The sequence below is a fragment of the Streptomyces lincolnensis genome (assembly GCF_001685355.1).
Lineage (GTDB): Bacteria > Actinomycetota > Actinomycetes > Streptomycetales > Streptomycetaceae > Streptomyces > Streptomyces lincolnensis.
Map to the genome: position 1 here is coordinate 7,558,572 of NZ_CP016438.1, position 21,653 is coordinate 7,580,224.

Annotated in this window: 21 protein-coding genes and 1 pseudogene; 8 read left to right on the forward strand and 14 right to left on the reverse strand. The window is 72.0% G+C overall.

All coding sequences use genetic code 11. The features are described 5' to 3' along the window. Positions 1-55: 55 nt before the first annotated feature. The 4 genes and pseudogenes from SLINC_RS33540 to SLINC_RS33555 form a co-directional block, all read right to left on the reverse strand. Positions 56-1,132 (reverse strand): tyrosinase family protein, encoded by a 1,077-nt coding sequence (locus SLINC_RS33540; RefSeq protein ID WP_067441172.1) that lies wholly within the window; start codon positions 1,130-1,132, stop codon positions 56-58. Beyond that, complete coding sequence (locus SLINC_RS33545) at positions 1,119-1,664, reverse strand: hypothetical protein (protein WP_067441174.1); 546 nt, start codon at positions 1,662-1,664, stop codon at positions 1,119-1,121. Before SLINC_RS33545 ends, SLINC_RS33540 begins: the two co-directional genes overlap by 14 nt. Before the next feature lie 19 nt (positions 1,665-1,683). Then, the gene (locus SLINC_RS48185) at positions 1,684-1,851 is read right to left on the reverse strand and encodes a hypothetical protein (protein ID WP_159425381.1); all 168 of its coding nucleotides are present in this window, start codon (positions 1,849-1,851) and stop codon (positions 1,684-1,686) included. 192 nt (positions 1,852-2,043) lie between these two features. Continuing rightward, a pseudogene (locus tag SLINC_RS33555) lies at positions 2,044-2,370 on the reverse strand (CoxS/CutS family dehydrogenase iron-sulfur subunit); the annotation flags it as partial. Between the two features lie 463 nt (positions 2,371-2,833). On the opposite strand from SLINC_RS33555, the gene SLINC_RS33560 reads away from it, so the two are divergent. Beyond that, positions 2,834-3,787: a Ppx/GppA phosphatase family protein gene (locus SLINC_RS33560; RefSeq protein WP_067441180.1), complete on the forward strand. Its 954-nt coding sequence runs from the start codon at positions 2,834-2,836 to the stop codon at positions 3,785-3,787. A gap of 72 nt (positions 3,788-3,859) precedes the next feature. On the opposite strand, the gene SLINC_RS33565 is transcribed toward SLINC_RS33560, so the two are convergent. Both SLINC_RS33565 and SLINC_RS33570 read right to left on the reverse strand, forming a co-directional pair. Beyond that, on the reverse strand, positions 3,860-4,351 hold the full coding sequence (locus SLINC_RS33565) for an SRPBCC family protein (protein WP_067441183.1): 492 nt from the start codon (positions 4,349-4,351) through the stop codon (positions 3,860-3,862). Next, on the reverse strand, positions 4,348-4,740 hold the full coding sequence (locus SLINC_RS33570; protein ID WP_067441186.1) for a metalloregulator ArsR/SmtB family transcription factor: 393 nt from the start codon (positions 4,738-4,740) through the stop codon (positions 4,348-4,350). The genes SLINC_RS33565 and SLINC_RS33570 overlap by 4 nt, the downstream gene beginning before the upstream one ends. 154 nt (positions 4,741-4,894) lie before the next feature. On the opposite strand from SLINC_RS33570, the gene SLINC_RS33575 reads away from it, so the two are divergent. Beyond that, the gene (locus SLINC_RS33575; RefSeq protein WP_067441189.1) at positions 4,895-5,854 is read left to right on the forward strand and encodes an alpha/beta hydrolase; all 960 of its coding nucleotides are present in this window, start codon (positions 4,895-4,897) and stop codon (positions 5,852-5,854) included. 60 nt (positions 5,855-5,914) lie between these two features. Here the strand turns inward: SLINC_RS33575 and katG are convergent, their stop codons facing one another. The 4 genes from katG to SLINC_RS33595 all read right to left on the reverse strand — a co-directional run bounded on the left by katG (position 5,915) and on the right by SLINC_RS33595 (position 10,007). After that, positions 5,915-8,137: a catalase/peroxidase HPI gene (katG, locus tag SLINC_RS33580; RefSeq protein ID WP_067441192.1), complete on the reverse strand. Its 2,223-nt coding sequence runs from the start codon at positions 8,135-8,137 to the stop codon at positions 5,915-5,917. Between the two features lie 32 nt (positions 8,138-8,169). Further along, entirely contained in the window at positions 8,170-8,607 is a 438-nt protein-coding gene (locus tag SLINC_RS33585; RefSeq protein ID WP_067441194.1) for a Fur family transcriptional regulator, read from the reverse strand. A gap of 248 nt (positions 8,608-8,855) precedes the next feature. Next, positions 8,856-9,497 carry a DUF305 domain-containing protein gene (locus tag SLINC_RS33590; RefSeq protein ID WP_067441197.1) on the reverse strand — a complete coding sequence of 214 codons (642 nt, stop codon included), beginning with the start codon at positions 9,495-9,497 and terminating at the stop codon, positions 8,856-8,858. A 120-nt stretch (positions 9,498-9,617) separates the two neighbouring features. Next, complete coding sequence (locus tag SLINC_RS33595) at positions 9,618-10,007, reverse strand: DUF6153 family protein (protein WP_182449232.1); 390 nt, start codon at positions 10,005-10,007, stop codon at positions 9,618-9,620. 129 nt (positions 10,008-10,136) lie between these two features. Here SLINC_RS33595 and SLINC_RS33600 point away from each other — a divergent pair, with 129 nt between their 5' ends. Further along, positions 10,137-10,670: a GNAT family N-acetyltransferase gene (locus SLINC_RS33600; RefSeq protein ID WP_067441201.1), complete on the forward strand. Its 534-nt coding sequence runs from the start codon at positions 10,137-10,139 to the stop codon at positions 10,668-10,670. 625 nt (positions 10,671-11,295) lie between these two features. On the opposite strand, the gene SLINC_RS33605 is transcribed toward SLINC_RS33600, so the two are convergent. Continuing rightward, positions 11,296-11,811 (reverse strand): MarR family winged helix-turn-helix transcriptional regulator, encoded by a 516-nt coding sequence (locus SLINC_RS33605; RefSeq protein WP_067441205.1) that lies wholly within the window; start codon positions 11,809-11,811, stop codon positions 11,296-11,298. A gap of 93 nt (positions 11,812-11,904) precedes the next feature. On the opposite strand from SLINC_RS33605, the gene SLINC_RS33610 reads away from it, so the two are divergent. Beyond that, a complete protein-coding gene (locus SLINC_RS33610) occupies positions 11,905-12,420 on the forward strand; it encodes a YceI family protein (protein WP_067445974.1) in 516 nt (171 codons plus the stop codon). Here the strand turns inward: SLINC_RS33610 and SLINC_RS33615 are convergent. Together SLINC_RS33615 and SLINC_RS33620 are read right to left on the reverse strand one after the other, a co-directional pair. Next, positions 12,401-14,122 (reverse strand): hypothetical protein, encoded by a 1,722-nt coding sequence (locus SLINC_RS33615; protein ID WP_375141504.1) that lies wholly within the window; start codon positions 14,120-14,122, stop codon positions 12,401-12,403. The genes SLINC_RS33610 and SLINC_RS33615 overlap by 20 nt on opposite strands. A 151-nt stretch (positions 14,123-14,273) precedes the next feature. Continuing rightward, positions 14,274-18,335, reverse strand: coding sequence for a bifunctional nitrate reductase/sulfite reductase flavoprotein subunit alpha (locus SLINC_RS33620; RefSeq protein ID WP_067441208.1), 4,062 nt, complete (start codon positions 18,333-18,335; stop codon positions 14,274-14,276). Between the two features lie 192 nt (positions 18,336-18,527). Here SLINC_RS33620 and SLINC_RS33625 point away from each other — a divergent pair, with 192 nt between their 5' ends. The 4 genes from SLINC_RS33625 to SLINC_RS33640 all read left to right on the forward strand — a co-directional run bounded on the left by SLINC_RS33625 (position 18,528) and on the right by SLINC_RS33640 (position 21,201). Then, positions 18,528-18,923 (forward strand): cell division protein SepF, encoded by a 396-nt coding sequence (locus tag SLINC_RS33625; protein WP_067441220.1) that lies wholly within the window; start codon positions 18,528-18,530, stop codon positions 18,921-18,923. 118 nt (positions 18,924-19,041) lie between these two features. Further along, the gene (locus SLINC_RS33630; protein WP_067441223.1) at positions 19,042-20,241 is read left to right on the forward strand and encodes a biotin transporter BioY; all 1,200 of its coding nucleotides are present in this window, start codon (positions 19,042-19,044) and stop codon (positions 20,239-20,241) included. Then, a complete protein-coding gene (locus SLINC_RS33635) occupies positions 20,238-20,564 on the forward strand; it encodes a nucleotide pyrophosphohydrolase (protein ID WP_053751777.1) in 327 nt (108 codons plus the stop codon). The genes SLINC_RS33630 and SLINC_RS33635 overlap by 4 nt, the downstream gene beginning before the upstream one ends. Before the next feature lie 175 nt (positions 20,565-20,739). Beyond that, entirely contained in the window at positions 20,740-21,201 is a 462-nt protein-coding gene (locus SLINC_RS33640; RefSeq protein WP_067441226.1) for a DUF6099 family protein, read from the forward strand. A gap of 91 nt (positions 21,202-21,292) precedes the next feature. Here SLINC_RS33640 and SLINC_RS48640 read toward each other — a convergent pair whose 3' ends face one another. Continuing rightward, on the reverse strand, positions 21,293-21,463 hold the full coding sequence (locus tag SLINC_RS48640; RefSeq protein WP_170068287.1) for a hypothetical protein: 171 nt from the start codon (positions 21,461-21,463) through the stop codon (positions 21,293-21,295). Between the last annotated feature and the right edge of the window lie 190 nt (positions 21,464-21,653).

A 21,653-nucleotide genomic window follows, 5' to 3' on the forward strand; every position in this document is an offset into this window, starting at 1 on the left:
AAGGGCTCCTGACCTACGGTTTGCCTGATGCGTCAGGAGGGGCCCGGCCAGGTGATCAAGGCGTCGCGTAGTCGTATCCCTCGCCGTCCATGGTCTGTGTGTCCAGCACATCCAGGACGGTCACGGCCTCGGCGCCCGTGAAGTCGGGTAGGAGCGCCTTCAGTTGGGGCGTCTGGTCCGTGTCGTAACCCGGTGTCGTGCCTACCCAGGGCCACATCTTGTCGTTCAGGCCGTGGCCGGGTGGCTGGGCTTCGCCGGTGAACGGTGAGAGTTGTTGTGGCGGGGGGTAGTGGTCCTTCGGCTTGGAGCCGGGGACGGTGGTGAGGCGTCGGGTTTGCCAGGTGGCCCACAGGCGGTCCACGTTGGCGTGGTGGAGCCAGAAGACGGGGTCGTTGGGCGAGAAGCCGCGGGACATGTGTCCGCCGATGAAGTTGTGCCCGGTGTTGTGGGTGGGCGTGTACACCTGCGCGCCGTTGTCGTCCCGCGCCATGAAGCCCTCTTCGAGAGCCGCCCAGAAGTACCAGAAGGGGTGGACGCCGGGCTGTTGCAGGACGAGCTGTTCGAGCTGGGCGATCTGGGCCTTCCCGGGCGGCCACGCCTGTGCGCCCTTTCTCCTGGCCAGGCGTGTCCCGAAGCCTTCCTCCAGGAGCGGATGGATCGCGTAGCCCGTCGCTTCCGCGATGTCCGTCGGCCACCAGGCCGGGCGCTCGGCCGGTGGGACCGGGTTGCGCAGCACGCTGTCGGGCAGAGGCGCGGGGGGACCCGAGGCGAGGGAGCCGAGGAAGTCGCCGGTGAACAGCTTGGTGACGGCGCCTTGGTGGTCGGTCCAGTCCCAGTACGGGACGGTGACGCCGGGGACCTCGGCCTGGAGCGCCTTTTCGAACTGTCTGACGTACTGGCGGTGCCAGGCGCAGAATCCGATGTTCCAGTGGGCGTAGTTGACCGGCGGGCTCGGGGGAGAGCCTGGCGGTAGGACGGTCATGACCGCGGTGTGCAGGGCGACGAACTGGTCGTAGACGCTCACGCCCGCGGGGCCTGCGGGCGCCGGTCGGTGCTTGAGGCGGATGAGGGCTTCCAGGAACCGGTCCCGCTCCTGGTCGGTGAGGTCGACGGCGCTCTTACGGATGTCCATGGCCGCTGCCTCCGCCCTGGTGGTCGTGGTGCTCGTGGTGGTCGTGACTGGGTGGAGTGGGTGGGTCGGCGGCCGGATGCCGGTGTTCGAGGTGGCCGGTGGCCGGGACGCCGTACAGGCCCGCGAAGAACGGGCGCGCGGGGTCGTCGGTCAGCAGTCGGCCGATCAGCGCGCGAAGCGTCTCACCGGTCCTCGTCCGCAGGGCCAGCTCGCTCTGGTACATGCTCGCGGGGCCGAGGCCGATCCGGAGCAGCACACCGGAGCGGTTCGACGCGACGTCGATCTCCGCGGGCTGAACGCCGACCAGGCCGCAGTGGATGGTCCCCTCCAGGTTGTCGGCGAGTTCCTGGACACGGTGCACGGTGCAGCCGTCGAACGGGGAGAGCGTGGTGAGCAGGACCAGATGGTCGATGAGCATCCGGGGGCCCGTGACGACGATCCGCACCTCGGGAACGTCGACGAGCAGGTCGACCAGCGAGGCGCCCCCCTTGGTGAGGGCGACCGTCGTGCTGTCGGTTGAGGCTGTAGGCATGGTCTCAGCGTCGAGTTCGTCACTGGCCCGCGCGACTTTGAACGTCCGAATGAGGGCCGCTCGTGACGTGGAGCAGGAGGAGCTGCTCGGGGTGGAGGGTGGGGATCTGGATGCCGACGTGTTCCAGGACGGTGCCGGGCAGGGTGATGCCGTCCTCGGTGCACCAGGCGGGGGTTCCGCGTTCCATGCCGGGGGCCCGGTCGGCCGGAGGCAGTGGGCGCAGGTGGTAGGTGGCGTCGGGGGTGAGGCCGGGCAGTCATAGCGTGCCGGGGTGGGCGGTGGTCGGGGTGGCCATGGAGGCGAGGGCGAAGACGGCTTCGGTCCGGTCGGGGGAGATGACGCCGTGGGCCCACAGGGCCGGGTCGGGGTGGACGACGCGGCCGGTGGCCCCCGCGTTGCAGCCCTTCTTGGAGCCGGTCAGGTCGAAATGCTCGCGCAGCAGATCCAGCAGCGACGTGCGGTTGTCCACCGTCACGGTCCTGCGGGTGCCGTTGACCGTCAGGGACACACGGCTGGAGGGTGACGTGTCGGCGGCGGCCGCCTTCTCCGGGCCGAGCAGATGGGTCCCCCCGATCACACCGCCCGCGACGACGGCACTGCCGACCGCGCCGGTGGTGGCGATGAAGGTGCGCCGGCTGGGGGCCGACGAGGACTCGCCGGCTTCGGCGGGGGGGGGAACGGCAGACTCGGGGACTTCAGTGGACATGGGTAAGCCTTCGCATCGCGGACGGATCACGCCGCGCACAGCGGCACGGCAGGAGGCGGGACCGTCGTCGCCGCAGGACCTGGACGACCGTGCGGATCACAGCCGCTGCCGGTCATGCCCGGCAGTCTGGCACCGCCGGTGACGCCCGTGGCAGGGAGACTTTTCTCCCCCGATCGTTCTCTCCCTCCAAGGGCCGGGCCGTGCTCGCGGCGGGTCCGGCCGACGTCCGTACGACCGCGGAGCGGGGGAATCTCCGGATGCAACGACCTGGTCCGCGCGTACGGCTACGAGGAACCCGTGGGCCGGGGCGGAGGGTGCGCGTGGGCCGGGGGCGGAGGGTGCACGCGTGGTGACGATATGCTTGCACGCTGGCCGGGAATCCCGGCGTGCTGTCGTCGAGGGGTGTCGGAGGGTGCGAGAAGGAACCGGTCGGGTCGAGCGTGGGACCAGAGGAGGAGACGGGATGCGGCAGGCAGGGGTGCTCGATGTCGGGTGTCACAGTGCTCTGCTGACGGTGGTGAGGCGGCGTCCGGGTGCGGTGCTGGAGCCGGTGTTCTCCCGCAAGGTGCGGCTGAGCCTGCACGAGACCCTCGACCGCAAGGGCCGTCTGGACAAGGCCGGCATGAAGAGTGTCGAGCGGGCGGTGGCCGAGGCCGTCGACGCCGACACGCGTCCGCGCGGACCGGAGGTGTTCGCGTTCGCGACCTCCGTCATCCGGGACGCGCCCAACCGCGACGAGGTCATCGCGCGCGTGGCCCGCGCCACCGGCACCCGCCTGCGCGTGCTGCCCGGCGAGGAGGAGGCGCGGCTGGCCTACGTGGCCGCCCGCCAGTGGGCGGGCCCGACGGCCGGGAAGCTGCTGGTCCTGGACATCGGCGGCGGCACCGTGGAGATCGCCTCCGGCACCGGGGAGCAGCCCCGCGTCGTCCACTCGCTGCCGCTGGGCGCCCGCAGGATCACCCGGGACTGGCTTCCCGGCGGCGCGGTGCCGTCCCGGCGGTCCCTGGCAGAGATCCTTGAGCACCTCCGCCGGTCCCTGGAAGCCGTACCCGACCTGCCGCGGGCCGAGCCGGGAGTGCGGGTGCTGGCCTGCTCGAAGACCTTCGAACAGCTCGCCCGGCTCGCCGCCGCCCAGAGCAGGACACCCCGCACCAGACGGCGGCTGACCCTGCCCCGACTGCACACGGCGGTCTCCCTGCTGGCCGACGCGGCACCGGCCCGCCGGGCCAAGCTGCCGGGCATCTCCCGGCACCGCGCCGAGCAGTCCCTGGCCGGAGCCCTGATCGCCCAGGCGCTCATGGAAGCCTGCGGGGCCACGAGCGTCGAGATCTGCCCCTGGTCCACCCGGGAAGGGCTCCTGCTCGAACACCTCGGCGTGGCACCCACCCCGGTCGGCCGCCCCCGCCGGGCCGGCTGAACCCGGCGGCACCGGCCTCCCGGCCGGGGACGTCTCGGGCCAGGGACGTCTCAGGTCGGGGACGTGGACGTCTCAGGCCAGGGACTCGTAATACGCCTTCTGCGCCGGGTAGTAGTCCTCGAAGTCGGGCTGGGGCTTGCCCTCACGGGCCGCGGTGAGCATGTCCAGGTAGTACTCCCAGCCGGGGCCGGTCGTGCCGAGGGGCTCCGTGGAGGTGAGGTGGTGGATCAGCCGGAGCTCGGTGACACCCGCCGTCTCGGCCAGTAGCAACTCCAGTGACCAGAAGCCGGCTTCGTCCTCCATCGAGACGGCGAGCCGGCGCGGCGGCTCACAGGCCTCGATCCGCATCGGACACCAGGGTGCCGACTCCTCGAACGCCATCTGCACCTCGACGGTACGGCCCGGCCCGGCCTCTCCGCGCCAGGGGCCGAACCAGCGGGCGGTGCGCTCCGGTTCGGTGACGCTCGCCCAGACGTCGTCGGCGGAGGCGCGGTAGGTACGGGTGAGAACGAGGTCGTATCCGGACGGCGTGGGGACGAGTTGCCCGGTGGGTTCAGGGGTCATGCCGTGTCCTCCCTGGAGTGGGGCGCGGTATGCGATGGGTGGTCGGGCTCGGCCCGTGAGCGGTCCCTGCGGGTCCGGTGGACCTCGGTGTCCAGCGCCGCGAGACGCTGCGACCAGCCGGGCCGCCGGACGTCGAACAGGGCGAGCCATGCGGTGAGGTGGCCCAGCCGGTCGTGCATGAGCGAGTACCGGCGGTGGCGCCCGATCTGCTCGTCCCGGACCAGGCCGGCCTCACGCAGTACACGCAGATGGCGGCTCACCGCGGGCCGGCTGATGGTGAACCGGGCCGCGATCTCTCCGGCCGTCAGCGGGGTGTGGCGGAGCATGAGCAGGATCTCCCGGCGCACCGGATCGGCGATCGCCTCGGCCACCTCGCTCACTTCGTCCACACGAAAAGCGTAACCCATGGGTTACGCGTTTGTTCGGGCTTCGGCTTCACCGGCCGCATGACCGCGGTGTCGCGGCCGGCCGTGTGGGAGACGCGGGCCGGGGCATCCGTATCCGCACACCCGACCGGTCCGAGCGAGGAGGAGCGGAGAGCACATGGCCTACGCCATTGATCCCGAACTGGCCCCTTGGGCCGAGCTGCTTCCCGGGATGCCCTTTCGTGACGTGGCCGAGGCCCGGGCGGTGGAGTCGCGGATTCTCGACGCGATGCCCGAGGGGGAGACGGCGGTTCCGGTGGAGGTGAGGCAGTCGACGGCGGCCGGTCCGCAGGGGGCGGGTCGGGTGCCGGTGCGGGTCTACACCCCGCGGGGCGCGGACGGGCCCCGGGCGGCGCTGGTGTATCTGCACGGGGGCGGGTTCTGTCTGGGCAGTGTGGAGCTGTCCCACGGAGGATGTGCCGTGTTCGCCGCGGAGACGGGGGCCGTCGTCGTGTCCGTGGAGTACCGGCTGGCGCCCGAGCATCCGTTTCCGGCCGGGCTGGAGGACGCGTACGCCGCCTTCGTGTGGACGGTGGAACACGCCGCCGGGCTGGGTGTCGACGCGGCGCGCGTCGGCGTGGGCGGTGACAGCGCCGGCGGTGGACTCGCGGCGGCGTTGTCCCTGCTGGCGCGGGACCGGGGTGGTCCGGCACCGTGTTTTCAGTACCTGGGGAATCCGGCGCTGGACGACCGGCTCGGGACGCCGTCGATGCGGGCGTTCACCGACACCCCGGGGCTGCGGCGGGGTGACGTGGAGGCGATCTGGGACCACTACCTCGGCGGGCCCGGACGGCGGGGCGGCGAGGGCGTCTCCCCCTGCGCCGCGCCCGCGCGGGCCGAGGACCTCGCGGGGCTGCCGCCCGCCTACGTGTCCGTCTGCGAGTTCGACCCGCTGCGCGACGAGGGACTGGACTACGCCCACCGGCTCGTCCGGGCCGGCGTACCGACCGAGCTCCACCTGTTTCCGGGCACGTTCCACGCCTCGGCGGCCGTTCAGGACGCGGAGGTCAGCCGACGCATGATCGGTGAGGCGATCGGTGCGATGCGGCGCGGGCTGCGTGCCGGGGCCGGGCGGTGAGGTACGACAGCGCCCGGGCCGGCCCCTGAGGGCGACCCGGGCGTGGTGTCACTGGCAGTCTCAGACGAGGTCGTACCGGTCGAGGTCCATGACCTTCGCCCAGGCGGCGACGAAGTCCGTCACGAACTTCTCCCTGGCGTCGTCGCTCGCGTACACCTCGGCGAGCGCGCGCAGCTCGGAGTTCGAGCCGAAGACCAGGTCGGCACGGGTGCCGGCCCACTTCAGCTCGCCCGTGGCGATGTCGCGACCCTCGAAGGTCGTCTGGTCCTGCGACGTCGACTTCCACGTCGTACCCAGGTCGAGCAGGTTGACGAAGAAGTCGTTGGTCAGGGAACCGGGCGTCGCGGTGAAGACGCCGAGCTGCGACTCCTGGTGGTTCGCGCCCAGGACACGCAGACCGCCGACCAGGGCCGTCATCTCGGGAGCGCTCAGGCTCAGGAGGTTGGCCTTGTCGAGCAGCAGGTACTCGGCCGGGAGGCGGTTGCCCTTGCCCTGGTAGTTGCGGAACCCGTCGGCGGTCGGCTCCAGCGCGGCGAACGACTCGACGTCCGTGTGCTCCTCGGTCGCGTCGACACGGCCCGGGGTGAAGGGCACCTGGACCTCGAAGCCGGCCTCCTTGGCGGCCTGCTCGACCGCGGCGGCACCGCCGAGGACGATCAGGTCGGCGAGGGAGACCTTCTTGGCGCCGGAGCCCGCGTTGAACTCCTGCTGGACGCCTTCCAGGGCGCGCAGCACCGTGGCCAGCTGGTCGGGGTCGTTGGCCTCCCAGCCGCGCTGGGGCTCCAGGCGGATACGAGCGCCGTTGGCACCGCCGCGCTTGTCGCTGGCGCGGAAGGTGGAGGCGGACGCCCACGCGGTGGAGACCAGCTGCGAGACGGTCAGACCCGAGTCGAGCAGCTTGGCCTTGAGGGCCGCGATGTCACCGGCGTCGATGGCCTCGCCCTCGGCCGCCGGCAGCGGGTCCTGCCACAGCAGGGTCTCCTGCGGGACCTCCGGGCCGAGGTACAGCGACTTCGGGCCCATGTCGCGGTGGGTCAGCTTGAACCAGGCGCGGGCGAAGGCGTCCGCGAACTGGTCGGGGTTCTCGTAGAAGCGGCGCGAGATCTCGCCGTAGATCGGGTCGAAGCGCAGCGCCAGGTCGGTCGTGAGCATCGTCGGGAGGTGCTTCTTCGACGCGTCGTGGGCGTCGGGGATGATCGCTTCGGCGTCCTTCGCCACCCACTGGTTCGCGCCGGCCGGGCTCTGGGTGAGCTCGTACTCGTACTCGAACAGGTTCTTGAAGAAGCCGTTGCTCCACTGGGTCGGCGTGGCGGTCCAGGTGACCTCCAGACCGGAGGTGATGGTGTCGCCGCCCTTGCCGGTGCCGTAGGTGGACTTCCAGCCCAGGCCCTGCTCCTCCAGCGAGGCGGCCTCGGGGTCGTTGCCCACGTGGTCGGCCGGGCCGGCGCCGTGGGTCTTGCCGAAGGTGTGGCCACCGGCGATGAGGGCGACGGTCTCCTCGTCGTTCATCGCCATGCGGCGGAACGTCTCACGGATGTCGCGGGCCGCGGCCAGCGGGTCCGGGTTGCCGTTCGGGCCCTCGGGGTTGACGTAGATCAGGCCCATCTGGACCGCGCCGAGCGGGTTCTCCAGCTCGCGGTCACCGGTGTAGCGCTGGTCGTCGAGCCAGGTGGTCTCGGGACCCCAGTAGACGTCCTCCTCGGCCTCCCAGACGTCGGCGCGGCCGCCGCCGAAGCCGAAGGTCTCGAAGCCCATCTGCTCCAGCGCGACATTGCCGGTGAGGACCATCAGGTCGGCCCAGGAGAGGGACTGGCCGTACTTCTTCTTGACCGGCCACAGCAGACGGCGGGCCTTGTCCAGGTTGGCGTTGTCCGGCCAGCTGTTCAGCGGCGCGAAGCGCTGCTGGCCGGCGCCGGCGCCGCCGCGGCCGTCGCTGATGCGGTAGGTGCCGGCGCTGTGCCAGGCCATACGGATCATCAGCGGGCCGTAGTTGCCGAAGTCGGCCGGCCACCAGTCCTGCGAGGTGGTCAGGACCTCGGCGATGTCGCGTTTCACGGCGGCGAGGTCGAGGGACTTGAACGCCTCGGCGTAGTCGAACTCCTCACCGAGAGGGTTCGCCACGGCGGGGTTCTTGGCGAGGATCTTCAGGTTGAGCCGCTCCGGCCACCACTGGCGGTTGCCGCCACCCTGGGTCGGGTGTGCGGCGCGTCCGTGTGCGACGGGGCAGCCGCCGGCCTCCTGAGGCTTCTGGTCTGTGACGACGGCGTCGTGGTTGTCAGACATGGGAGTCCTTCCGTACCAGGTGGATCACGTGCTCAAAAACTGCGGGCGGGGGAACAGTCGGGGCACAGGCCCCAGTAGATGACCTCGGCCTCGTCGACGGCGAAGCCGCGGTTGTCGGCGGCGGTGAGGCAGGGGGCGTGACCGACCGCGCAGTCGACGTCCACGACGACACCGCACGACCGGCACACCAGGTGGTGGTGGTTGTCACCGACGCGTCCCTCGAACCGGGCCGGGCTGCCGGGCGGTTCGATACGGCGGACGAGACCCACGTCGGTCAGTGCGTGGAGGGCCTCGTACACCGCTTGAAGGGATATGTGGCCGACCCGGTCGCGCACACCGGCGGCGATCGCCTCGACTCCGAGGTGGTCACCGGCCCGGACGGTTTCGAGCAGAGCGACGCGGGCGGCCGTCACCCGCAGGCCGGCACCGCGCAGCTCATCAGCGCTGGTCGGGGGCTGGGGCGAAGTCATGGGGCCAACCTACCCCCATAAACACGAATGGTTCAAGAAAACGAACAGCCCAAGTCTGCTGTGTCGCGAAGAGGGCCTCGTCGATCGTCCGCGGGGACGGTGAAGCCGTGGTGAAACGGGGGTGACCTGGGGGTGGTCAGGGGCGGGCGCGGATGCGGGCGCGGGCGGGGATGGTGGCGGAGGTGGAGGGGGCCGGCGCCTTGGCGGACCGGCCCCCTCTCCCTTTCCCTCTCGCTCTCCTACGTCCGTCAGTTCTTGCCGAGGAGCTTGTTCATCTCGGTGATCTCGGCGGTCTGCGCGGTGATGATGTCGTCGGCCATGGCAGTGGCGGGGTCGTAGCGGCCTGACTTCTTCTCGGTTCCGGCCATGTCCACGGCGCCCTCGTGGTGCTCGATCATCATCGTCAGGAACATGGAGTCGAAGTCCTTGCCGGACGCCTTCTCCAGGCCGGCCATGTCCTTGTCGGACATCATCCCGGGCATCCCGGAGTGGCCGCCGGAGTGGTCCATGCCGGGCATGGAGCCGGCCGGGACCTCCTCGCCCCAGGACGTCAGCCAGCCGCTCATGGTCTTGATCTCCGGGTCCTGCGCCTTCTCGATCCGTGCTGCGAGGTCCTTGACCTGGTCGGAGGAGGCCCGGCCGGTGGCGAGCTTCGCCATCTCCAGGGCCTGCCGGTGGTGCGGGATCATGCCCTGCGCGAAGGAGACGTCCTGGGCGTTGTGCGCGTCGGCCGCGGCGCTCGCCGACGGCGACGGGGAGGACGAGGAGGAGCCGTGCCCGCCCTCGTGGGAGCTGTCCCCGTCGTTGCCGCAGGCGGCGAGGAGGAGGGCGGCGGTGACGGCCACGGCGGCCGCGGTGACGCGGCGGGTCGTGCTGCGGTTCTTGCGCATGGTGGAACTCCTGCTGTGCGAAAGCGGTGAAATGGAGAGCGCCCGGATGGATCCGGATGGGTCCGGACGTGCCGAGGGGCACCGCGTCGCCGGTGTGCGGGGCGCGGTGCGGCGTGCTCTCTAGATCCGCAGGAGCTGGAGTTCCGCCAGGGACGGTGGAGCGCGGGCGCCGTCCGGGGCCGTGGCCGGGTGTGTGTGCACGGCGTCGGCGTGCACACGGGTGGCCATCGCGTCGGGGGCGAGGGCGGGCAGTGCGGGGCCGCCGCTCACCGCGGTCGCCTTGCAGGTCGGATCGGCGTGGTGAAGCCCGCCTCCGCCGTCCCCGTGACAGCCGTCCTGGACGGTGCTGACACCGGCCGCCCGGTGCTCTGACGGGGCGTGCTCATGCCCGGCGCCCACCGGAGCCAGACCGTGCATACCCAGCAGCCCGGCCAGCACCCCGAGCACGAGCAGCACCCGCCACCGCCCGAGGGGCGAGGGCGCGGCGGATCGCTGTGCGCGGGCTGTCACGCCGTACAGCCTACGGAAACGGAGCCGCCGCCACCGGCAGGGGGTCGAAGACACAGGTGAGGGCGGGGTGTTGGCTGCCTCGTATCACTGTCGAACCTCGAACAACGTCGAACAAGGAGGCCGTGTCCCATGCGGCACTTCGGCCCGGACGTCCTCACCGTCGCTGACGAGCTCACCGACGCCTACGTCGAGATCTTCACCGCGCCACCCTGGGAGCCGCGGGACGCGGAGGAGACCGGGAAGGAGTTCCGCGAGCGGCTGGAGGCCGATGTCCGCCGCCCCGGGTTCCGTGCTCTGGTGGCCCGGTCCTCCGATGGCGGGGTGGATGGGTTCGTCACCGGCTGGATCACCCGGGCCCCGTTCCGTACCGACCGCGCCTACCCGAAGGTCGTCGCGGCGCTCGGTGCGGACCGGGTCGATCGGCTGCTGGTGGGGGCCTTCGAGATCGACGAGCTGGGCGTGCGGGAGCGGGCCCGCGGCACCGGCCTCGGCCGTCGGCTGCTGTCCGGAATCACCGCCGTGGCTCCCGGCGGCCGGGCCTGGCTGATGACCTGGGACCAGGCGCACGACACCCTCGCGTTCTACCGCCAATGCGGCTGGCGGGAGCCGGAGTTCCTGCCGGGCGCGGACACGGACATCGTCGTGTTTCTCTCCCCGGTCTGAGAGCTCCTCGCTTCGCCCCCCGGTGCGCGGGCCGCCAGGTCGGATCAGCGGCGCAGTCGTCGTAGTGCTTCCGCCGCGACCGTCACCGCCGCCACGCCCGCGAGCCCGGCTCCGGTCAGGGTGAGTGCCCTGGTCGGGAGGCCGGGTGGGGTGGGGTGGGTGCCGTCGGCCCCTGTGACGCGCCCCCGTCGGAGCTGTCGGCACCGCCGACCCCATCCGCACCCCGCAGCGCCGACGCCAGGAGTCACCACGGCCGTGTTGGCGCACTGCCTGGCCAGGGCTGGTCCCGCCGCCCCGCGACAGCACGGGCACGTCATGCTCGCGGGCCACGGCGACCGCCTCCGCGGCGGCCTCGGGGGTGCGGGCGCGACCGCCCCGATCGGTGTCTGGCGGAAGTTCGAGGCGTCCGTCGAGTACGCGGCCCGGCTGCCGGCGTCGAAGCGGACCTCGCCGTCGACGGGCTCGTGCAGCGCGCTCATCCAGGGCGGCGGTGTTCGGCGGCGGCGCGCTGTCCGGGCGGAGGACGACGGGAGCGGGCAGGTCCTGGATGCCCATGAACCCCTCCGGCGGTGGGCGGCGCGGACACGGGCCGGGTACCCGGAGCCGTGCCGCCCATCATCGGGGCCTACTCCGCCACGGACGCCTCGACGGCATCGTCGGCGGCATCGGAAGCGACCCCGGAGGCGACCTCGGGCATCAGCGCGCACATCGCCGCGCGCTGCTCCGGGCCCATGAACCGGGCGATGGCCTGCTTGACCGTCGCCGCGAGGACCTCGGAGCCCTCCTTGAGCTGCTGCCGGGCCTTGTCGGTGAGGGCGACCTCGACGCCGCGCTTGTCGCCGCACACGGACTTGCGGGTGATGAGACCGGCGTGCTGGAGGCAGGCGATCTGGTAGGTCAGCCGGGTCTTGGGGCGGCCGAGGAGTTCCGCGATCCGTGTCATGCGCAGACCTGTGTCGGCCTGTCCGGCCAGCAGGCACAGGATCAGGAACTCGTCGTGCGAGACGCCCAGGCGCTCCTTGACGACGGAGTGCAGCTCCTGCTCCGCGGCGTTCGTCGACGCCAGCATCACCATCCAGGCGTACAGCTCGGCCGGCAGGAGGCCGTCGGACATGGAGGGGCATTCGGGGAGATCGGCCATGGATTCGAGTCTACCCGTTGTCCAATTTTGAATTATCGGCTAGCTTGAGGAACGCACGGGGTCATCCAAATTTGTACTACAGGAGTGAAGATCATGACCGTCGCCGTCGAAACCGGAACCTGGCAGCTCGACCGCACCGCCTCCACCGTCGCCCTGCGGCACAAGACGATGTGGGGCCTGGTCACCGTGAAGGGTGCCTTCTCCGCCTTCGACGGACAGGGCGAGGTGCGGTCCGACGGGTCCGTCGTGGGCTCCCTGACCCTCGACGTCGCTTCCCTCGACACCAAGAACGCCAAGCGCGACACCCACCTGCGCGGCGCCGACTTCTTCGACGCCGACAACCACCCGCAGATCACCTTCGCGGTCCGCAGCGCCGAACCCCGCGACGGCGACACGGTCTACGTGATCGGCCAGCTGACCGCGCGCGGCATCAGCAGGCCCCAGACCTTCACCGCCCAGGTGCGCGACTCGGACGCGGACTCCGTCACGCTCGACGCCGAGTTCTCGGTGGACCGGGACCACTTCGGCATGGGCTGGAACCAGCTCGGCATGATCCGCGGCCTGACCATGGTCTCCACCACCCTCCGCTTCAAGCGGTCGGCAGTGTGATCCAGGAGCTCGACAGCGTCTGCGGCGAGGGAGTGAAGACGCGCAGCCGGACCCGCTGACCCGGATGCGGCAGCGCGTACGCCCCCAGCGGAGGCCTCAGCTCGTACGTCGCCGTGGCGTGCCCGGCCAGCGTGGCCGGACCCCGCAGCACCTCGAAGTACGGGTACATGCCCTGGCCCCGGGTCAGCGTGAAGTGCGGGGTGAGGGCGTCGTCGCCGGTGTTGGTCACCTGGACGGTCAGCCGGGACAGGGCGTGCTTTCCGGCCCGCACCGAGGTGAGCCGGGTGTGCAGCGGCGGTGAACCGGTGACCGCCAGCACGGCGCACACCAGGGCGGGGGCCAGGACCAGAGCCGCCGCGGCGATCCGCGCCGGGCGCCGGTGCGGGCCCGGGAGCGGGCGGGGGCGCGGCTGCCAGGCCCCGGCGAACTCCGACGCGGGTGCGGTGACCGCCGCCGCCAGCCACAGCGGCGTCATCATCAGGAAGTAGCCGTCCTGGGAGCGCGTCGCCAGATAGAAGGCGAGCCACGGCAGCACGGTCGCCGCCGGCCCCAGCCGCCGTACGAACAGCACGAACGCCGCCAGCAGCCCGGCCAGCAACAGCACGCTCGCGTGGGAGTACCAGTCCAGCCGGTCACTGCCGTCCGTCAGGTACAGCGAGACGTCCACCAGGCCCTGCCCGTGCAGCACCGCCCCCTGGGTCAGGGGCAGCGCGATCCCCTTCAGCCAGGAGACCGGCTCGCTCACGATGAAGTACGTGTTGATCAGCAGCCATACGGTGACGGCGATCCCGATGATCCGCAGCACCACCAGGGCCGCCGCCCGCGCGCCCAGCTCCCCGCGCCGTACGGCGTAGACGCCGGCCAGCAGGAACGGCGCCAGGAACCACGGCAGTTGCTGCGCCGCGCAGGCCGCGCCCAGGCATGCCGCCTGCGCGGTCCCGGCCGGGCCGAGCAGCCCGCCCCGCCCGATCCGCGGCCAGCGGACCACCACCGGCACCAGCAGGGCCAGCGCCAGGATCGCGGGGTAGCCGAGCCGGCCGTACGTGGGCAGGAAACCGAAGCCGAGGCAGACCATGGTCGCCGTCGACCGCCACGGTGTGGGCAGCAGCCGCCACAGCAGCACCGCGCCGACGACCAGCGCGCCCGTGGCCACCACCGTCGCCGGGGCGCCGCCGTGCCCGAGCCACAGCAGGGGCGCGGTCAGCAGCGGGGCCAGCGGGGGATAGCCGTAGGTGTAGTCGTAGCCGCCCGTCACGGTCGGGGTGAGGGCGACGCTCCGCCCGAACAGCCAGGGCCACGGATGGTTGTAGACGGGGTGTCCGGCGACCAGTTCCCGGGCGGCCTGGGTGGTCAGGGCCGCCTCGTCGGAACCGCCGTGGTTCAGGGCCCAGGTGCACAGCACCAGCGTCACCGCGGTCACCAACACGCACAGGTCGACGCGCGCCAGCGACCGCTCCCGGCGCACCACCAGCGCCAGTACCCCGCAGCCCAGGACGGAGACGTAGCACAGGGAGATCAGCCCGGCCAGGAGCGGCCGATGCGTCGCCGCCTGGGTCCACACCGTCCGGGTGCCGATGAAGAGGCTGATGTCGGCCAGCAGGGTCAGGACGCGGTGCCACTGCGCGGGGGATTCCGGGGTGGCGGGCACCGACGGCAGGGGGCGCCGGCCGGGTGCCGACAACTGTCTGTCTGTCAGGAGCACGGCACCGGACGCTATGCGGGCCCGGTGAGCGGCGCGGCGGCGGAGGTGATGATTCCGGTGTGAGCCCGGTAAGAACCGGTCGTAACGTAACAAACACCCCTCGGAATCATCTCCGTTGGACGTCTCCCTCGGATGTCCCCGGCAGGTGGCTCTAGTAGACGTCCCTCACGTAACGCTTCGCCGCCGCCAGCTGCTTCAGCCACGCCGACGCCTCGGTCTCGTCCAGCCCGCCGTGGGTGACCGCGATGTCCCTCAGGGCCCGGTCCACGTCCTTCGCCATACGGGAGGCGTCCCCGCAGACGTAGAAGTGGGCGCCCTCCTGGAGCCGGCGCCACAACTCGGGGCCGTGCTCGCGCATCCGGTCCTGCACGTACACCTTGTTGCGCTGGTCGCGGGAGAACGCCGTGTCGAGGCGGTCGAGGGCGCCCTCGTCGAGCAGCGCGGTCAGCTCGTCCTCGTAGTAGAAGTCCGTGGCGCGGTGCTGCTCCCCGAAGAACAGCCAGTTCGGCGCCCGGTGGCCGAGCGCCTGCCGCTCCTGGAGGAAGCCGACGAAGGGCGCCACCCCGGTACCGGGACCGACCATGATCATCGGCGTCGAGGCGTCCGCGGGCGGCCGGAAGTGCGGCGAGCGCTGCACGAAGACCGGGACCTCGGTGTCCGGTTCGGCGTCGGCGAGGAACGGCGAGCAGACACCCCCGCGGGGCAGGCCGCGCAGGTTCTCGTAGCGCACCACGGACACCGTGAGCGAGACCAGATGCGGGTCGACCAGCGGGCTGGACGAGATGGAGTACAGACGTGGCTGGAGCTTCTTGAGTACGGCCGTCCAGTCCTCGGCGCCCGCCCGCACCGGATGCTCCGCGAGCACGTCCACCGCCTGCCGTCCCCAACTCCACTTCGCGAGCCCGTCCTTGTTGTCGGGCCGCAGCAGCCTGCGCAACTCCCGGTCGTCCGGGACCCGTTCGGCGACGAAGCGCAGCAGGTCGGGAGTGATCCGCGTGATGTCTAGGTGCCGGTGGAGCGCCTCGGAGAAGGAGACCTCGCCAACCCCCTCCACCGATACGGCGCTCGACCCCTCCACCCCGGTCACCGCGAGCCATTCCGCCACCAGGGACGGCGAGTTGACCGGACGCACGCCGAGCGCGTCGCCCGTCTCGTACGTCAGGCCGGTGCCGCTGGTGTCGAAGGTGAACCGCCTGACCTCCTTGTCCGCCCCGGGCCCGCTGAGCAGCCGGTTGCCGACCAGACGGGCGGCGGTGGGGGCGGGCCTGGCGGACCGGGCGGGTGTCGGAGCGGCCTCCGTACCGGTGCCCGGGGCGGTCTCCGTGCCGGTGCGGGGGGCCTCCTCCGTCCGCGTGCCCAGCGCCGTGACCACCTGGTCCAGCCAGGCCCCCGCCTCGCTCTCGTAGTCGGGTTCGCAGTCCGTGCGGGGCGCGAGCCGCACCGCGCCCAGCTCGTCCAGCCGTGCGTCGAGCCGCCGCCCGTGCCCGCAGAAGTCGTCGTAGGAGGAGTCGCCGAAGGCCAGGACGGCGTACCGCACCCCGTCCAGGCGGGGCGCGTGCCGGGTGGCGAGCGCCTCCCAGAATCCGCTGCCGTTGTCCGGCGCGTCACCGTCGCCGAACGTGCTGGTGATCAGCAGCAGATCGGCGCCGGAGGGCAGCGCGCCCAGGTCGGTGTCGTCCATGCCGGCGAGCGTCGCCCGGTGTCCGCCCGAGGACAGCCGGTCGGCGACGGCACCCGCGAACTCCTCGGCGTTCCCGGTCTGCGAGGCCCACAGGACGACGACCTCACGGCCGTGCTGTCCCCGGGGCTCGGCCGCCGTCCGCGAGTACATGCCGGCGAGGACGCCGTTCACCCACATCGCGTGCTCGGGGCTGAAGGGCGCCTCCGGAGGCAGCACGGGGACACCCGGAGCGCCCGAGTCGATGCCGGCGAGGAAGCCGGTGAGGTAGAGGCGTTCCTGGGCCGTCAGGACGGGCGGCGGGGCCGGGGCCAGCCCGAAGGGGTTCGACCCCGGTGTGACCGTGGTCGGGACGATGACCTCCGCGGGCGCGGGGGCGGGCTCCGCGACCCGCGTCAGCGACACCGCGCACACCTTGAACTCCGGCTGGAACGACACCGGATCCACCGCGTCGTTCGTCACCGCGTTGACGCTCAGATACTCACCGAACAGGTCGTTCCAGTGGAACGGCGCGAAACAGGCCCCCGGCAGCACCCGGTCGGTCAGCACCGCGGGCAGCACCGCCCGCCCGCGCCGCGAGGCGACCTCGACCCGGTCGCCGTCCGCGATGCCCAGCTCCCGCGCGTCCTCGGGATGCACCTCCACGAACGGCCCGGGGTTCAGCTTGTTGAGCTTGGCCACCTTCCCGGTCTTCGTCAGCGTGTGCCACTGGTGCTGCACCCGGCCGGTGTTCAGCACGAAGGGATAGTCGTCGTCCGGCATCTCCGCTGCCGGCATGTGCGGCCGGGCGTGGAAGACGGCCCGCCCGCTCGCCGTCGGGAACCGCAGGCCGCCCTCCTGCGACAGATACCGGATCGGATTGCGCTCCGGCCCGTCCTCGGCGGCCGACGGCCACTGCACGGGCGTCGACCGCAGCCGCTCGTAGGTCACCCCGCGCAGGTCCCACCCGGTGGCCGGGTTGTGGAAGCGGCGGATCTCCTCGAAGACGTCCTCGGCACTGTCGTAGGAGAACCCCTTCTCGTAGCCCATCTCCCGGGCGACGGCCGCGATCAGCCGCCAGTCCGCCATCGCCTCGCCGGGCGGGTCCGACACGGCGGCGGTCAGGGTGAGGTTGCGCTCGCTGTTGACGAAGACGCCCTCGGCCTCGGTCCACATCGCGCCGGGCAGGACGACATCGGCGTACGCGTTGGTCTCGGTGTCCCCGTACACGTCCTGGGTGACGACGAACTCGGCGGCCTCCAGGCCCTCGATGACCGTACGGCGGCCCGCGACCGAGGCGACCGGGTTGGTGCAGATGATCCAGCAGGCCCTGATCTCCCCGTCGGCCATCTTGCGGAACATCTCGACGGTGCCCTTGCCGACGCCGTCCGCGCGCAGCGTGCCCGGCGGCAGCTCCCAGACCTCCTCGGCGAAGGCCCGCTCCTCCTCGACCAGCACCGAGCGCTGCCCGGGGAGCCCCGGGCCCATGTAGCCCATCTCACGGCCGCCCATCGCGTTCGGCTGGCCGGTGAGGGAGAAGGGGCCGCTGCCCGGACGGCAGATCGTGCCCGTGGCGAGGTGCAGGTTGACCAGGGCGTTGGTGTTCCAGGTGCCGTGCGTGGACTGGTTGAGCCCCATGGTCCAGCAGCTCATCCAGTCACCGGCCGCGCCGATCAGCCGCGCCGCCTCCCGCAGGTCCTCCTCGGCGAGCCCGGTGATCTCCGCGACCGTGGCCGGCGGGTAGTCGGCGAGGAACTCCTCCATCGCCTCCCAGCCCTCGGTGTGCGCGGCGACGAAGGCGGGGTCGGTGTGCCCGTTCTCGACCAGCAGACGCAGCAGCCCGTTGAGCAGGGCGAGGTCGGTCCCCGGCCTGACCTGGAGGAACAGATCCGCCTTCGCGGCGGTGGCGGTGCGCCGCGGGTCGACGACGATCAGCTTGGCCCCGGCTTTGACCCGCTCCATCATCCGCAGGTAGAGGATCGGATGGCAGTCGGCCATGTTCGACCCGATGACGAGGAAGAGATCCGCGTGGTCGAAGTCCTCGTACGACCCCGGCGGCCCGTCGGCGCCCAGCGACAGCTTGTAGCCCGCGCCCGCGCTGGCCATGCACAGCCGGGAGTTCGACTCGATCTGGTTCGTCCGCACGAACCCCTTGGCCAGCTTGTTCGCCAGGTACTGCGCCTCCAGGCTCATCTGCCCGGACACATAGAAGGCGACCGCGTCCGGCCCGTGCTCGTCGACGATGGCGCGCAGCCGCCGCGCGGTCTCGGCGATCGCGTCGGACACGGGCGTGGGCACCGGCTCCTCGGCCCGGTCCTCGCGCACCAGCGCGCCGGTCAGCCGGCCCGGCGCGGCGAGCATCTCGGCCGTCGTCGCCCCCTTGGTGCACAGCCGTCCCGCGTTCGCCGGATGCGCCTTGTCCCCGGACGCCTTCAGCACCGTCCGCCGGCCGTCCGGTCCCATCCCGACGTCCAGCACGATGCCGCAGCCCACCCCGCAGTACGAGCAGACCGTCCGTATCTGCTGGGTCCGCTGGGCGTGGGGGGTCGTCGTCATGGGTCGACGGTACGAATTGCCCGTTACGCCGATGTGACACGGCTCGATCTTGAGGAGTTACGCGCGCCACACAGGCGTCCCGGGACCGATGTGAGGCGGGTCGCGGTCGCGGAGCGTGTCGCGTTGGGCCGAACGGGTGACCATGCGTAAGAATTGCCCGATGCAGACAGCAGTGCGAGCAGGGGACGGAGCATGCCGGTGAACACCCGCGATGTCACCGACGAACAGTGGGAGGGGCTCGCCCAGGTCGTGCCGCTGAGGGGCCGGGACGCCTGGCCGTCCGCGGTGAACCACCGGTCCATGCCGGAGGCCAGGACCGAGGCGCGGCGCCGCTTCGTGGTCCTGCGGATCAGCGTCTTCGCGGACGCCCGCGACGTCGCCGAGACGCTGATGGCGGGCATTCCCGTCCTGCTCGACCTCACCGGCGCGGAGAGCGAGGTCGCCAAGCGCGTCCTGGACTTCAGCACGGGCGTCGTCTTCGGCCTCGCGAGCGGAATGCACCGCGTCGACCGGAACGTGTTCCTTCTCACGCCGGCCGGTACCGAGGTGACCGGACTCATGGAGGGGGCGGGGCTTCCGGGCACCTGAGAGTGCGCGCGTCCACGGGCCCGGAGGATGCGCGCGTCCACCGGCCCGGTCGCTCGATCGTAGGAAGATCGCGGAGGCTGAACGGTTCGCCGCCGAGGCGGAGCCCTACCGTCCGCCTATGACTCCGTCCCCCGCGCCGGCCTCGCCCGCGCGCCCCGTCCGTCCCGCACCGCGCCCGGCGTCGTCCGGGACCGACGAGGACCGTGCCGAGCGGCCGCTCCTCACCGAACTGCGGCTGACCTCCTTCGCCGCGCACCGCAGGGCCGCCTTCCCGCTCGGCCGGCTCACCCTGTTCGCCGGGCCCAGCGGCTGCGGCAAGACCACCGCGCTGCGGGCGTTCGGGGCACTGGCCGGACTCGGCGGCGGCGCCGACCTGGACGAGGTGTTCCCCGACCCGGTCACCTGTGTCCCCGAGCGGTCCCGCCCCGACGCCCAGCGCCGCCGCGGCTTCCGCATCGGCTGCACGGCCGACGGCCCCGAGGGCCCGGTCCGGCTCGACGTCGCCGTCCAGGTCGAGCCCGCGCTGCGGGTGGTGGGGGAGCGGTTGAGCACGGGCGGACTGGTCCTGCTGGAGACCGCCCTGCGCGATCCCGCCCGCCGCCAGGTCCAGGCCGCCTGGCACACCGCCGGACAGTCACCGGTCACCCGCGCCCCGCTGCCCGACGACCGCCTCGGCACCGCGCTGCTCCCGCTGCACGTCGCCGGCAAGACGGACGGACAGCGCAGGGTGCTCGCCGCCGCCGAGCAGATGGTGGTCGCCCTGCGCTCGGTCTTCGCCTGCGACCCGCGCCCCGGCCGGATGCGCGCCCCCGTCCCCACCGGCTCCGGACGGCTGCTCGGCGGCTGCGACAACCTCGCCGACGTCCTGTGGCGCACCCGAGCGGAGTGCGGACGGCGGCACGCGCACCTCGTCGCCGCGCTGGACGCCGGATGCGCGGGCCCGGTCACGGACGTCCTCGCCGTCCCGGGCGGTCCGGGAACGGTCCGGGCGCTGCTCGACCGGGGCGACGGGAACCGGTCGGATTTCGGGCGGCTCGGCGACGGCGAACTGCGGTACGCGGCCCTCGCCCTGGTGCTGCTCACCGGCCCCGGCGTCCTGGAGGTCGACACCGCCAAGGAGGTGCCGGCGGCCATGCAGACCCTCACGGTGCTCGCCGACAACCTCGACCGGGGCATGGACCCACGACAGCGGCTCGAACTGCTGCGGCTCGCCGCCCGCATGTGCGAACGCGGGCACATCCGGCTCGTCGGCGCGGCCGGCGACGCGTCCTGGGCGGTCGGGACGGACGGGGTCACGGTGGTACACCTGAAGCCGTGACCGAACCTCTCGACGTGGCGAAACTCCAGCGCAGGCTGGCCGAGTTCGCTGCGGCCCGCAACTGGCAGCCGTACCACACCCCCAAGAACCTCGTCGCCGCGCTCAGTGTGGAGGCCTCGGAACTGGTCGAGATCTTCCAGTGGTTGACGCCCGAGGAGTCCGCCGGCGTGATGGCCGACCCCGACACGGCGCACCGCGTCACGGACGAGGTCGCCGACGTGCTGGCGTATCTGCTGCAACTGTGCGAGGTGCTCGGCATCGACCCGTTGGCGGCGCTGGACGCGAAGATCGACCGGAACGAGCGGAGGTTCCCGGCGCCGTAGAATGCTCAACTCCGTTATCACTCTCCGGAGTTGTTCAGCTGTCCGAAACCGATTCGTTGTCCGAAGATTTCCGCCTTCCGCTGGCTTTTCGTCTCAAGCGCCCTCACTCTGGGTAGTGGACAAGGGAGTTCGGGCGGACGTGCCGAGGCGCGTCGGGAGCAGACGAGGACAGCCCATGGAGGCGGTGCGGCTCATCGTGGCGAGCAGACGTGCCCTGGCGGCCAGTGACGGGGCGCAGATCATGGCGGAGATATGGCAGGCGCAGGCCCTGGCCCAGGCGATAGGCAGCCGCCTCGCGGTCTCGGGCCCGCCCGAACTCAGAGGCGAGGCACTGGGGCTGACCGAACTCGCGGGCCGGGGCTGCGGGGTGCTCGATCCCCCGGAGACGGCCGCGGACACCGAGACCCTGCGGGCGGCCCAGCTCACCGAACTGGGCGACGCCCGACAGGCTCTCCTGTGCCTCGGCGGCCTCCTCGGCGAGGTCGGCATCGCCCTCGTCGGCCTCGCCTCCGCGGCGGACGACGAGCGGACGTACTGGCAGTGCATGGAGGCGATCGACGCGGCGGACGAGGCGCGGGACCGGGTCCTGGAGATGCTGCGGAAACTCACGGACCGGGACGAGGCGTTACCGGCGTAGGGGTGCGGTATGCGCCCCTGCGGTGTCCTGCGGTGGACGCCTGCTTCGGCTGTCCCACCCATACCCGCACCGGCCGCGGGCGCCGGACGCGTCAGTCCCGCTCCTCGCCGGTGGCCCCCCGCTCGTTCCCCCCGGCCGACTGAAGATCCGCGTCCAGAGCCGACAGGTCCGCGTTCAGCGCCGCCATCAGCTCCTCCATCTGCTGCAACAACCCCTTCGGCTGCCCGGCCCCCGCAGTGAGCGGCACGGTTTCTTCGGACATGACGGCCTCCTAGGCCCAAGGCCCCCGAGGGGAGGCCGACGCGGGTGAAGGATGACGCCCCGGCGGCGACCGTCCGGGTGCGGGCGCCGGACGGTCCGGCTCCGCCCGAGCCAACGATCACCACCGGAGCGGGTCACTGGCGAGGTCGTCCCCCGCGTACGGCGTTGACGGATTTTCACCCGCCCGGGGA